This window comes from Streptomyces sp. NPDC017056 (assembly GCF_044332485.1).
GTDB lineage: Bacteria > Actinomycetota > Actinomycetes > Streptomycetales > Streptomycetaceae > Streptomyces.
On record NZ_JBIRPD010000012.1, the window covers coordinates 1 to 13,073 of the forward strand.

Genomic DNA, 13,073 nt, shown 5'->3' on the forward strand with positions numbered 1-13,073 from the left:
GGGGGGGGGGGGGGGGGGGGGGGGGGGGGGGGGGGGGGGGGGGGGGGGGGGGGGGGGGGGGGGGGGGGGGGGGGGGGGGGGGGGGGGGGGGGGGGCCCGGGCGGCTCTGGGGCCCCTCCCCCTCCCCCCCCGCCCCCACCCCCCCCGCTCCTCCGCTCCGTTACTCCTTCAGCTCGCCGTCCCCGCCCAGTCCCAGGTACCGGCGCGTGAAGTCCAGCTCCAGGCGGACCTGCTTGATGCGCTCCTCGACGACCAGCGAGCCGTGCCCGGCCTCATAGCGGTACACCTCGTGCGGGTGGCCGCGCTCCTTGAGGCGGTCGACATAGTTCTCCACCTGGCGGATGGGGCAGCGTGGGTCGTTCACCCCGGCGGAGATGTAGACCGGCGCGCGCACCGCGTCCACGTACGTCAGCGGCGAGGACGCCTCGAAGCGCTCCGGCACCTCTTCCGGCGTGCCGCCCAGCAGGGTGCGGTCCATCGCCTTCAAAGCCTCCATCTCGTCGTGGTACGCGGTGACGTAGTCCGCCACCGGGACCGCCGCCAGGCCCAGCGCCCACGCGTCCGGCTGGGTGCCGAGCCCGAGCAGCGTCAGGTAGCCGCCCCACGAGCCGCCGGTCAGCACCAGCCGCTCCGGGTCGGCCAGGCCGGAGGAGACGGCCCACTCCCGCACCGCGGTGATGTCCTCCAGCTCGATCAGCCCGACGCGGTGCTTGAGCGCGTCCGTCCACTCCCGTCCGTAGCCCGTCGAGCCGCGGTAGTTGACCCGCACCACGGCGAAACCGTGGTCCACCCACGCCGCGGGCGCGGACGCGAAAGCATCGCTGTCGTGCCACGTCGGGCCGCCGTGGATGTCGAAGACGGTCGGGAACGGGCCATCGCCGGGCGGCTGCTGCACCAGCGCGTGGACCGTGCCGCCGGGGCCCTCCACCCACGCGTCCGTCACCGGCACCGAACCGGGCGCCTTCATGCCGGGCGGGTCGAGGACGACCCGCCCGCTCGTCGAGCGCACCTCCGGCGGCTGCGCGGCCGACGACCAGAGGAACTCCACCGCGCCGTCCGGCCGCGCCGTCGCCCCGGAGACCGTACCGGCGGGCGTCTCGACGCGGGTCAGCTGCCGGGTCAGCGGCTCGTAGCGCCACAGCTCGGCGCGGGCCCGGAACTCGTGCTCCACCAGCAGGGCCGCACCGTCCGGATACCAGTCGGCGCCGACGTCGCCGGGCAGGTCGATGTCCAGGGCGCTCTCCTCGCCCGACAGCGGGTCCCAGATCATCGGCTCCCAGCGGCCGCGCCGCTGGTGCCCGACCAGCAGCCGGGAGTCCCCGTCCACCGGCGCGAAGCCCATGACCGACAGGCCCAGCTCCTCGGTGCCGCCCTTGGTGTCGTCCAGCTCCGCGACCGTCGAACCGTCCGGCCGCACGACGCGGATCGCCGAGTGCATCGCGTCACCGTGCTCGGTGTGCTCGATGGCGATCAGCGAGCCGTCGTGCGACAGGGCGCCCACGCCCGCCGACTCGCGGTGCCGGTAGATCTCCACGGGCGCCTGCCCCGGCCGTACGACGTGGACGGTGGAGCCGTCCTCGTCCGTGGAGCGGCCGATCACCGCCGTGCCGTCCCGGCCGAGGGCCAGGCCCGCCGGGTACGAGGGCTCCAGGCCCGGCGCGGCCGGCTCGTCCTCGCCGCCGCCGAACGGCTGCCGCTGCCAGACCCCGAACTCGTCCCCGTCGGTGTCGGCGAACCACCAGATCCAGGCGCCGTCCGGCGTCAGGGTGCCGTCCGTCGTGCCGTTCGGCCGGTCCGTGACCTGCCGCTGCTCGCCGGTCGACCGGTCCCATGCGTACAGCTCGAAGGTGCCCGTCGCGTTGGAGACGAACAGCGAGCGGTCCGGGGCGTCCTCGGCCCACTCGGGCAGGCCGACCCGCGGTGCCCGGAAGCGCTTCTCCCAGTCCGGGATGCGCGGGGAACCGGCCGCTCCCGGGGCTGCCGTCGCCCCGGATTCGTCGGTGTTGGCGGTGGTGGTCTCGTCAGTCATGGCCCCATTCTGCGCAGGGTCGGAAAAAATCCGCTGACACGGCCCCCAGCCTGTGGATAACTTCGCCGGATGCTGACACACACGGGACCTGAGGACTGGCGTGCGGCCAACCGGGCCATGTGGGACGAGCGGGTTCCCATCCACCTCGCGAGCGACTACTACGACCAGGACGGTTTCCGCCGGAGCCGCGACGTCATCCGCGATTTCGAGGTGGCGGAGGTCGGCGACGTCACCGGCAGGACGCTCCTGCATCTCCAGTGCCACATCGGCCAGGACACCCTGTCCTGGGCCCACCGGGGTGCCGCCCGCGTCGTCGGCCTGGACTTCTCCGAGCCCGCGATCGAGGCCGCCCGTGCCACGGCGGCGGAGCTGGGCATCGGCACCGACCGTGCCGCCTTCGTCGCGGCCGACGTCTACGACGCCGCCGAGGCCGTCGCCGCCTGTGCCCCGGACATCCCGGCGTACGACGTCGTCTACACCGGCATCGGCTCGCTCTGCTGGCTCCCGGACGTCCGCCGCTGGGCCGAGACCGCGGCCTCCCTGGTGGCGCCCGGCGGGTTCCTCTACCTCGCCGAGTTCCACCCGATCACCGACGCCCTGGACGACGAGAGCGGCTCGCGCATCGCGCACGACTACTTCAGCCGGGACGCCTGGATCGACGAGAGCCCCGGCACGTATACGGACTTCGAGGCGCCGACGGTCAACAACCGCCGGGTCGAATGGCAGCACACCCTCGGCGACGTGGTGTCCGCCCTGGCGGCGGCCGGGCTGCGCGTCGACTTCCTGCACGAGCACGACATGACGCTGTTCCAGCGCTTCGGCTCGCTGGAACGCGGGGACGGCGGCTACTACCGCCAGCCTGCCGGCCGTCCCCGCGTTCCGCTCATGTACTCGCTCAAGGCGTCGCGCCCGTAGGGTTCACCGGACCCGCGTGCCCGTGGCGCTCACCGGCCGGTGCGGCTCCGGCTCGCTCAGACGAACTTCTGCGGCCGGTGCCACAGTGCCTCGTCCGTGCCGCGGAAGAACAGCTCCAGGCGGCCGTCCCGGTTGGTGCCGACCACCGGGTCGCCGCCGACGTTCTGCACGACCTCGAAGTGGCCGCTCCAGTCGATGCCGTTGATCTTCGACTGCTCGGCCGCGTACATGTGGCCGTTGGTGCTGTGGTGGAAGACCACCAGCCGCCCGTCGGCCCCGCGCGCCAGCGCCGGCGTGCCCTGGACGCCGCCGGCCAGGCTGGACGCCGAGGTCCAGGAGTCGTAGCCGGCCTTCTGCTGGATGTGCCACAGCTGGGTGTCGGTGCCGCGGAAGAACACCTGGATGCGCTGGTCGGAGTCGAGACCGGCCTCGACGCCGCCGCCGATGTTCCGTACCAGCTCGAAGTGGCCGCTCCAGGAGTCGCTGGAGTCGGGGACCTTCTGCTGGTTGTCGTAGAGGTTGCCGTTGGTGCTGTGGTGGAAGACCTCCAGCTTGCCGTCGCCGGCCCGCGCGACGGCCGGGTTGCCCTGCACGCCGCCGGCCAGGCTGGACGGCGCCACCCAGCTCTCGTAGTCGACGTTCTGCTGGTACACGTGCCACAGCTGGGTGTCGGTGCCGCGGAAGAAGACGTCGAGGCGCCCGTCGGCGTTCAGGGCGGGGACCGGGTCGCCGCCGATGTTGCGCACGATGATGTCGTCGGGGCTGAAACCGACGTTGATGGCGCCCTGGCGCACGTGGTGCAGGTGCCCGTCCGAGCCCTTGTAGAAGACCGAGATGCGGCCGTCGCGGCCGCGGATGGCGTTGGGCTCGCTGCCCAGCGAACCGCCCAGGTTCTCCCAGTCGCTCCAACCGCCGTCGCGCTTCTGCCAGATGGACCACAGGGCCTGTTCGTTCTTGCCGCGCGCGAACACCTGGAGGCGGCCGTCGGCGTTGGGGGCCACGGAGGGGTTACCGACGATCTGCCCGTGCAAGGAGCTGACGTCGTCCCAGGCCAGTCCGGGGGTGGTGGGGATGTCGACCATGAACGCTCTCCTTCGTACGTACGAGTGGAGCAGGTCGGCGCACACGCTAGCCAACGGGAACCGCCGCCAGGAAGCCGCCGGGAACGCGGCCCGGCGATTGACCGGAATCACCGCGCATACCCGGCCAAGAGCGGCATCGGCGAACTATTGGTTGAACCATCGCCCGGTGATACGGATACGGCCCTACTCCAGCCCGCGGGCGGACTTGAAGCGGGCCAGCGCCTTGGACAGGTCGACGACCGGCGACGGGTAGGCCGCGGCCGCCCGCGCGGCGGCGGGCGGCAGCTTCCACGGCTGGTGCACCGCGCCCCCTTCCAGGCCGGGCACGTCCGCCAATTCCGGCACCCAGCGCCGCACGTACGCGCCGTCGGGGTCGAAACGTTGCGCCTGGGCCAGCGGGTTGAGGACCCGGTTGGGGCGGGTGTCGGTGCCGGTGCCCGCCGCCCACTGCCAGTTGAGCTGGTTGTTGGCCAGGTCGCCGTCCACCAGGAGCGACAGGAAGTGTGCCGCGCCGAGCCGCCAGTCCAGGTACAGCGTCTTGGTCAGGAAGCCGGCGGTCAGCAGCCGTGCGCGGTTGTGCATCCAGCCCTCGTGGGCGAGCTGCCGCATGGCCGCGTCCACGATCGGGTAGCCGGTGCGGCCGGTACGCCACGCCTCGGCCTCATGCGCGTCGTGGCGCCACAGATCGTGCCGCGTCCGGTAGTCGGCGTGCGCCGCACGGGGGCGGGCCGCGAGGACCTGATGGTGGAAGTCCCGCCACGCCAGCTGCCGTACGAAGGCGTCACCGCCGTCGCCGCCGGCCTTACGGGAGCGGTGGACCAGTTCGGTCGCGGAGAGCGTGCCGAAGTGCAGGTGCGGGGAGAGCCGGGACGTCGCGTCCCCCGCGAGGTCGTCGTGCCGCAGCGCGTAGCGGCCGAGCGGCCCTTTCAGCCAGTCCGCCATCCGGCGGCGCCCCTCCTCTTCACCGCCCGCCGCCAGCCCCGGGGACACCCCGGCGACGTCCCCGCGCCGCGGTACGGGAAGAGAGCCGACGGCCTCGGGCACTCGCACGCGGCGGGGCGCCCGCAGCACGTCACGGTGGCGTTCGGCCTGCCAGCGCCGGAAGTACGGCGTGAAGACCGCGAAGTGGTCCTTGCCGGCCGGGGTGACCTCGCCCGGTGCGAGGGCGGTGACCACCGCGTCGTGTACGTGCAGCTGCCGCCCGTCGGCCTCCAGAGCGCGCCGTAGCCGCTCCTCCCTGCGCTGCGCGTAGCCGCTGACCCCGCCCGCGACGTGCACGTCGCGCGCGTCCGCCTCGTCCGCCACCTTGGCGACCTGCTCGACGACGTCTCCCGTACGGATCACGAGCCGGCCCCCGCGGGCGCGCAGCGCGTCGTCCAGGTCAGCGAGGCAGTCGGCCAGGAAGGCGCGGCGGTTGGGCACGTCGAAACCCGCGGCACGCACTCCGTCGTCGAGGACGAACAGCGGCACGACGCCGCCCGTGCCCTTCGCGGCGGCGTGCAGCACGGGGTTGTCGTGGACCCGCAGGTCGGAGGTGAACAGGGCGATCGAGACAGTGCTCACGCGGGTCGCTCCGTGCTTCGAGGGCTTCGAGGGCGTCATGTACTTCGTGGGCGGCGTGTACTTCTTGTACTTCTTGTACTTCTTCTAGTTCGTGGGCCTCGTGGGCCTCGTGGGTGGGGCGTACGGATGCCTAGAGGGGCGTACGGGAGTGGCGCGGGCGCTTGGCAGGCCAGAGGAGGCCCGCGACCGACAGGGCGCCCCACCCCACAGAGACGGTCACGGCCGCGCGCCGCTTCCGCTGGGGCAGCGTGCCGCCCAGCAGCGCCGCGTCGCCGAAGTCCGCCGCGATGCGGAGGCAGGCGGCGGTCCGCAGCGCCGGTCCCGGCGGCGCCAGCGCGAGGGCCAGCCCGCTCGCCGCGTCGCGCCAGGCCAGCGGGCGCAGCGAGGTACGGGTGGCCGGAGCCACGCGCCCGTCCTCGCCGGCCAGCCCGGAGGGCTTGGCCAGCAGGCCGGGCCAGGCGGTGATCGCCAGGCCGTAGACCGCCGTCGATGCGCCCACCATGCGCAGCAGACCCACGTGCATCATCCGCCTCCTTCGCTCCACGGTCCGGGCGGTGCGCCCCGGCGCAAAGCGCCGCCGGGTCCGTCACCGGTCCTGCCGGGTACCCACTGTTCCCCCTCCGCCGCCCGGTGCCCGGGCAACGCGCCCGGCGGCACACGGCACGGCGTACGAAGGGACGCGGCGTACAGAACAGAGGGGTAAGTCGCACGGGGGGGGGAGCGGGCGCGTCAGACGTCCAGCTCGCATTCGACCTTCCGCAGGCTGTCCCTGGCGGTGTCCAGGTCGCCGGTGGCCCGGTCCAGGACCAGGTAGACGAAGATGCCCTGGCGGCTGCGCCGGGTGAGGGGGCGGATCAGGTGGAACTCGTCGTCCAGCGTGATCAGGATGTCTTCGATCCGGTCCTGGCGGTAGCCGAGCATTTCCAGCGTGAACAGTTTGGCGCGTACCACGTCGGTGTCGCCGCGCGCCGCCGCTTCGAGGTCGGGGCCGGCCGGGCCGCCGAGCGCCCCGAGGGTGAGACGGCTGAAGTAGTCGACGACCGAGGCGCCGAGGACGCCGTCCTGGCGTACCAGCTCCCGCAGCGTCTCCTCGATGCCTGCCATGGCCACCTGCCCCGGGCGCCTGCTCCCGCTCGCACGCCGTATAGCTCGCACGCCGAATAGACCGCCGACCAGACTTCCCGGCACACCAGGGACACGGCGCTGCGGGCCCCACGCGCCCATCCTGGCACGCTTCGCGTCTTCATGACGCAGCATCAGGAGGGGCACATGAGGCCGAAGAGGTCCGGACGGTACGCCGGTCGGTGCGTCGGTCGGTGTGCCGGTCGGGCGCGGTCAGGCAGCCGCCGCGGCGATGATCTCGTCGGCGGCGCGCTGCCCGCTCGCCACGCAGTCGGCCACGCCCACCCCGTCGTACGCCGCGCCGCACAGCCGCAGCTGCGGCAGCCGGGACAGCCCGTTGCGCACCCGCGTCACACGCGCCGGGTGGCCGACGGCGTAGTGCGGCAGCCCGCCGATCCACCGGGTCACTTCGGTCGCCACCGGCCGCGTGGTCAGCCCGGTCGCCGCCCCGAGGTCGCGCAGCGCGGCGCCCACGAGGTCCGTGTCGTCGAGGTAGAGCACCTCCTCCTCGCCGTACCGGCCGATGGACGTGCGCAGCACGAACAGGTCCTTGGCCCGCTCCGAGAGCCAGTCCCACTTACGGGTGAGGAACGTGGACGCCTTGATGGTGTGCCCGTCGCCCGGCGGCACCAGGAAGCCGCACCGGTCGTCGAACGCTGTCAGCCCCTCCAGGTGCGAGCGCCGGAACGCCATCGTCACCAGCGCCATCGACGCGTACGCGACCTCGGACAGCTCGGCCGCGGCGAGCGGCGCCTCGGCGGCGAGCAGGGTGGCCGCCGTCCAGGCCGGGGTCGCCAGGACCAGGCCGTCGCACAGCAGCGTCCGGGCGGCGGTGCGCACCTCCCAGCCGTACGCGGTCCGGTTCAGCGCGAGTGCCGGGGTGCTGCGCAGGATCGCGCCGCCGGCGGCGCGCACGGCGTCGGCCACGGCGCCCGCCAGCGTGCCCGCGCCGCCCTCCAGCCCCAGGTAGTCGGGGCCGCCGCGGGCCAGGTCCGGGATCGTGCGGGCGGTCCCGGTGCTGCCGGTGCTCCGCTTGGAGGGGCCCGTGCCGGGACCGGTGCGGGCGAACTCGGGGCGCGGCCGCGGCACGAACGGGCCGGACCCCGGCTGGTCGGCGAGCCGCCGCTGTTCCGCGAGCCGCCGCTCGGCTCCGTACCGCTGTTCGGCGAGCCGCCGCTGCTGCTCGGCGGTGCGCCGCCGTACCGAACGCACGCCGGTGAGCATCGCGCCGTCGTTCCGCGCGGCTTCGAAGAGCTGCGGTACGGCGGCCCGCAGGGACACCTCGTACGTGTCGGGCGTCCGCGACCTGCCGAGGACGTCGCGGCCGCGGCAGCTCGGGATGGGGCGCAGCGCACCTCGCGTCCAGAGCGCGGCCGCCGTCGCGGCCGGGGCCCGCAGCCGGTCGCCGAGACCGACCTCCCGCGCCAGGTCGACCGCTTCGGGGCGGGGCACCCGCAGCGCCTCGGCGCCCAGGTCCACCGGCGTCCCGGCGATCTCGCCGGAGCGCAGTTTGCCGCCCAGCCGTCCGGTGGATTCCAGCAGCGTCACGCGCAGGCCGGCGCCGGTGAGCCGGTGGGCGGCGGCGAGGCCCGCGATGCCGCCGCCGATGACGACGACGTGCCGGGCGAGCGCGGGCGGGGCGGTGGTGGTGGACGGTACGGCGGATGTGGTCGACGGCACGCTCATGAGTCCGCTCCTTCGAAAGCGGTGGCCGATGATGTCGGTGTGGCGGCCGTGGTCCTGCGGGAGACCGTGGCCGCCGGGCTCCCCGCGTCCTGGCCGGCGGACGGGCGCAGGATGTCGGTGAGCGGGTCGTGCCGGATGCTGCCGGGCGGCAGCCCCGCCGCGGTCAGCCGGGCCACGGTCGTCTCGACCACCGCGGTGGGCCCGCTGACGTACGCCAGGTGCCCGGACCAGTCGCCGCGCCGCGTCACGGCGTCGGCCAGTGCCTCGGCCAGCGCGTCGAAGCCGTACGCGTCCGGCCCGAAGCCGCTCTCCTTCTCGCGCCGCCCGATGACGGGCAGCACCCGCAGCCAGGGCCGCCGCCGCTCCAGCTCCGACGGCGTACCGGCGTCGTACAGGTCGGCGAAGCTGTGGGCGCCGAGGAACAGCCGCACATTGCGGTGGCCGCGGCGCGCGGACAACTCCTCCAGCAGCGCCTTGATGGGCGCCCACCCGGTGTCGGCCGCCACCAGGACCAGGTCGCTCGCCAGCTCGTCGTCCAGCGTCATGGATCCGCGCGCCGGTCCGACGCGCAGCGTGTCACCGACCCGCGTGTGCGCCACCAGGGCCTCGCTCACCCCGCCGGTGCACGTCTGCCGTACGTGGAACTCCAGTTCGCCGTCGGTGCGGGGCGCGCAGGCGATCGAGTACTGCCGCCACGCCTGCGGCAGCAGCGGCGACTCCACCGCGGCGAACTGCCCGGCACGGTACGGGTACGGCTCGTGCGCCCGTACCCGCAGTACGGCCAGCCCCGGGCGGCGCACCTCGTGCGCGGTCACCGTGGCCTGCCAGTACGGCGGCTCGGCGAGGGCGGCCTCGGCGCCGCTGACCATGGCCGCGACGGCGAACCGCAGCATCCGCACCCACGCCTGCTCGACGGACTCGGCCCAGCGCGGCCCCGCTGTGCGGCGCAGCGCCTCGCACAGCGCGAGCTCGAACGCCTCGAAGTGCACCGGCCGCACGCCGAGCTTGCGGTGGTCGCGGCCGAGCCGTCCGAAGACCTCGGCGATGTCGTCGGGGCGGTGCAGATTCTCGATCAAGTACCAGAAGGCACGCGCGAGATGGGCGCGCTGGAACTCCATCGACTCGGGGAACAGGGAGCGCAGGTAGGGCCACCGCCGGAACATCGCCTCGTAGAGGTGCGTGATCAGCTCGCCGAACGGCGTCACGAGTTCGAGGTACTCGGTGATCACCCGCTGGTCGGCGGCTCCGTCGTAGGACCCGGGCGCGGTGGCCGCCGGGTACGGGCCCGCGCTGCCGGACGAGCCGAGGGCCCGGGGGCCCGCGGCCGGGCCGCCGTACGCCGGGCGCTCCTGGGCGGCGTCCTCGCGCTCGGGGCGCGGCGAAAGGATTCTCCTGCGCAGGCGCATCGCCTCGTGCCGGGCGAGCAGGGCGTGGTAATCGTCGTTGACGGTACTCATGAACGTACGACCGGATCCATGGGGACGGCACCGGCGGCAGTCCGAAGGGCCGCGCGCGCCGGGCGGAACGGGGAGGCGGGGGAGGCCGGGAGGACCGGGACGGCTCGGAGCGGTCTGACGGTGCGGGCATACGACGCGAGGCGTGGCATGAGCGGACCTCCAAAAGGGGATGGGGCGCGTCAGTATGGCACCGGGCAAAGGTGCCCGATCGGCCCTATTCCCCCAGGACCTTCGGCCCTCGCCGGGCACGGCCTAACGGGTGTGTGATTCCCTGCGCACCCCTTGTGCGCGACTCCCTCGGCTACCGCTGCGAGGTGCCCCAACGCGTGCGGACATACTGGGTGTTACGGCGGGCGGCCGGGCCCGGTGGCCCTGTGCCCGGCGGCCCGCCGGACCGACCCGCCGGGACCCGTTACCCGGTACCCGGCACTCCCGGCCGACAGATCGAGAAGCGCATGCATCAGTACACCGGAACCGCCGGCCCGACCCCGGAGCCGCTGCGCGTCTTCATCCTCGACGACCACGAGGTGGTCCGCAGAGGTGTGCGCGACCTGCTCGACGCCGAGGACGGCATCGAGGTCGTGGGCGAGGCGTCCAGCGGCCCCGAGGCGCTCGTCCGGGTGCCCGCCGTCCGGCCCCACGTGGCGGTGCTCGACGTACGGCTGGGGGAGCGGGGCGAGCCGTCTGGCGGCGACCACGAGGGCATCGTGGTCTGCCGCGAACTGCGCGCCCGCATGCCGGAACTGGCCTGTCTGATGCTGACGTCTTTCGACGACGACGAGGCCCTGTTCGACGCCATCATGGCTGGCGCGGCCGGCTACGTGCTCAAGCAGATCAACGGGACCGACCTGGTCAAGGCCGTACGGACGGTGGCGGCGGGCAAGTCGATGCTGGACCCGCGCACCGCGTCGCGGGTGATGGCGCGGCTGCGCGCCCCGCAGCAGGCGGAGGCGTCGCCGGAATCCGAGCTGGACCGGCTCGCGCCCAGGGAGCGCGAGATCCTGGAGCTGATCGGGGAGGGCCTGACCAACCGGGAGATCGCCGACCGGCTGTTCCTCGCGGAGAAGACGGTGAAGAACCGTATCTCCACCATTCTGTCCAAGCTCGGCGTGGGCCGGCGGGTACAGGCCGCGGTGATCGCCGGCCGGATCCTGGGACAGCAGGAGAAGCAGGAGAGGAACGAGCACCGCGGCGGACGGTAGCCGACCGGCCCCACCGTCCCCCGAGCAGGTCCCTGGCAATCCGGGCCCCTCGGCCGCTTATCGGGCCTTGACGGCCCTACTTCGCCACCGCCGCCGCGGCTGATCCTGGAGCCGCCGGGAAGAGCCGGTCTCTCCCCCGTGCTGAGGCTCTTCCCGGCCAGTCGGAGTCATGCGCCAGAGGTGAAGGACACAGCCCGGTGGACGGATCGGATACCAGTACGCAGACAGACCCCGGAGCGCAGGGAAGCCCCGGCGCCCAGGGCGGGACCGGCACCCGGCCGGATTCCCGTCCGGATCCGGCCGGGCACGAGAGTGCGGCCGGCGGGAGCGGGCCGGTTCCCGGTCCGCCGCCCGCCGCGCTCGGCCCCCGCCCGGTCCGCCGCCGCATCCCCGTCGAATGGCTGACCACCACCGACCACAAGAAGATCGGCACCCTCTACCTCGTCACGGCCTTCGTGTTCTTCCTGGTCGGCGGCCTCATGGCGCTCCTGATGCGCGCCGAACTCGCCCGCCCCGGCACGCAGATCATGTCGAACGAGCAGTTCAACCAGGCCTTCACGATGCACGGCTCGGTCATGCTGCTGCTGTTCGCGATGCCGCTGTTCACCGGCTTCGCCAACTGGCTGATGCCGCTCCAGATCGGCGCCCCCGACGTGGCGTTCCCGCGCCTGAACATGCTCGCCTACTGGCTGTTCCTGTTCGGTTCGCTGATCGCCGCGGCCGGCTTCCTCACCCCGCAGGGCGCCGCCGACTTCGGCTGGTTCGCGTACGCGCCGCTGTCGGACGCGGTGCACTCGCCGGGCGTCGGCGCCGACATGTGGATCATGGGCGTGGCGCTCTCCGGCTTCGGCTCCATCCTGGGCGCCGTCAACTTCATCACCACCATCATCTGCATGCGCGCCCCCGGCATGACGATGTTCCGGATGCCGATCTTCACCTGGAACGTGCTGCTGACCGCGCTGCTGATCCTGATGGTCTTCCCCGTGCTGGCCGCGGCGCTCTTCGCCCTGGAAATGGACCGCAAATTCGGCTCGCACATCTTCGACGCGGCCAACGGCGGCGCCCTGCTCTGGCAGCACCTGTTCTGGTTCTTCGGCCACCCCGAGGTCTACGTCCTCGCCCTGCCGTTCTTCGGCATCGTCTCCGAAGTCATCCCGGTCTTCTCCCGGAAACCGATGTTCGGCTACATCGGCCTCATCGCCGCGACCATTTCCATCGCCGGCCTGTCCATCACGGTCTGGGCCCACCACATGTACGTGACCGGCGGCGTACTCCTGCCCTTCTTCGCCTTCATGACCTTCCTGATCGCCGTGCCGACCGGAGTGAAATTCTTCAACTGGATCGGCACCATGTGGAAGGGCTCACTCTCCTTCGAAGCGCCGATGCTCTGGGCGACCGGCTTCCTCGTCACGTTCGTCTTCGGCGGCCTGACCGGCGTGATCCTGGCCTCCCCGCCCATGGACTTCCACGTCTCGGACACCTACTTCGTCGTCGCGCACTTCCACTACACGCTCTTCGGCACCGTCGTGTACGCCATGTTCGCCGGATTCCACTTCTGGTGGCCCAAGTTCACCGGCAAAATGCTCGACGAACGGCTCGGCAAAATCACCTTCTGGACCCTCACCGTCGGATTCAACCTCACCTTCCTCGTACAGCACTGGCTCGGCGCGGCCGGAATGCCCAGGCGGTACGCCGACTACCTCGCCGCCGACGGATTCACCACCCTCAACACCCTCTCCTCCATCGGCTCCTTCATGCTCGGCCTGTCCTTCCTGCCCTTCTTCTACAACGTCTGGAAGACCGCCAAATACGGCAAGAAGGTCACCGTCGACGACCCCTGGGGCTACAGCCGCTCCCTGGAATGGGCCACGTCCTGCCCGCCGCCCCGCCACAACTTCACCTCGCTGCCGCGCATCCGCAGCGAATCCCCGGCCTTCGACCTGCACCACCCCGAAATCGCCGCCCTGGAGTCGTCCCGCACCTGAACCCCGCCCCTCCCCGCCCACGGCTGCGGGCG

Annotated in this window: 10 protein-coding genes; 3 read left to right on the plus strand and 7 right to left on the minus strand. The window is 72.8% G+C overall.

Translation table 11 applies throughout. The features are described from left to right. Positions 1–160: 160 nt before the first annotated feature. Positions 161–2,029: a prolyl oligopeptidase family serine peptidase gene (locus ACH4OW_RS22520; RefSeq protein ID WP_398029782.1), complete on the minus strand. Its 1,869-nt coding sequence runs from the start codon at positions 2,027–2,029 to the stop codon at positions 161–163. A gap of 69 nt (positions 2,030–2,098) precedes the next feature. Here ACH4OW_RS22520 and ACH4OW_RS22525 point away from each other — a divergent pair, with 69 nt between their 5' ends. Then, positions 2,099–2,944, plus strand: coding sequence for a class I SAM-dependent methyltransferase (locus ACH4OW_RS22525; protein WP_398029783.1), 846 nt, complete (start codon positions 2,099–2,101; stop codon positions 2,942–2,944). Positions 2,945–3,000: 56 nt separating this feature from the next. Here the strand turns inward: ACH4OW_RS22525 and ACH4OW_RS22530 are convergent, their stop codons facing one another. The 6 genes from ACH4OW_RS22530 to ACH4OW_RS22555 all read right to left on the minus strand — a co-directional run bounded on the left by ACH4OW_RS22530 (position 3,001) and on the right by ACH4OW_RS22555 (position 9,854). After that, entirely contained in the window at positions 3,001–4,026 is a 1,026-nt protein-coding gene (locus ACH4OW_RS22530) for a hypothetical protein (RefSeq protein WP_360140009.1), read from the minus strand. A gap of 183 nt (positions 4,027–4,209) precedes the next feature. Next, a complete protein-coding gene (locus ACH4OW_RS22535; RefSeq protein WP_398029784.1) occupies positions 4,210–5,589 on the minus strand; it encodes a cryptochrome/photolyase family protein in 1,380 nt (459 codons plus the stop codon). 130 nt (positions 5,590–5,719) lie between these two features. Next, the gene (locus ACH4OW_RS22540) at positions 5,720–6,112 is read right to left on the minus strand and encodes a hypothetical protein (RefSeq protein ID WP_398029928.1); all 393 of its coding nucleotides are present in this window, start codon (positions 6,110–6,112) and stop codon (positions 5,720–5,722) included. Between the two features lie 206 nt (positions 6,113–6,318). Next, positions 6,319–6,693: a hypothetical protein gene (locus tag ACH4OW_RS22545; protein ID WP_360140003.1), complete on the minus strand. Its 375-nt coding sequence runs from the start codon at positions 6,691–6,693 to the stop codon at positions 6,319–6,321. Positions 6,694–6,924: 231 nt separating this feature from the next. Beyond that, complete coding sequence (locus ACH4OW_RS22550) at positions 6,925–8,397, minus strand: protoporphyrinogen/coproporphyrinogen oxidase (RefSeq protein WP_398029785.1); 1,473 nt, start codon at positions 8,395–8,397, stop codon at positions 6,925–6,927. Further along, complete coding sequence (locus ACH4OW_RS22555; protein WP_398029786.1) at positions 8,394–9,854, minus strand: globin domain-containing protein; 1,461 nt, start codon at positions 9,852–9,854, stop codon at positions 8,394–8,396. The genes ACH4OW_RS22550 and ACH4OW_RS22555 overlap by 4 nt, the downstream gene beginning before the upstream one ends. A gap of 455 nt (positions 9,855–10,309) precedes the next feature. Here ACH4OW_RS22555 and ACH4OW_RS22560 point away from each other — a divergent pair, with 455 nt between their 5' ends. Beyond that, positions 10,310–11,056 carry a response regulator transcription factor gene (locus ACH4OW_RS22560; protein ID WP_360139994.1) on the plus strand — a complete coding sequence of 249 codons (747 nt, stop codon included), beginning with the start codon at positions 10,310–10,312 and terminating at the stop codon, positions 11,054–11,056. 197 nt (positions 11,057–11,253) lie between these two features. Next, positions 11,254–13,041: a cytochrome c oxidase subunit I gene (ctaD, locus tag ACH4OW_RS22565; RefSeq protein WP_398029787.1), complete on the plus strand. Its 1,788-nt coding sequence runs from the start codon at positions 11,254–11,256 to the stop codon at positions 13,039–13,041. The last annotated feature ends 32 nt before the right edge of the window (positions 13,042–13,073 follow it).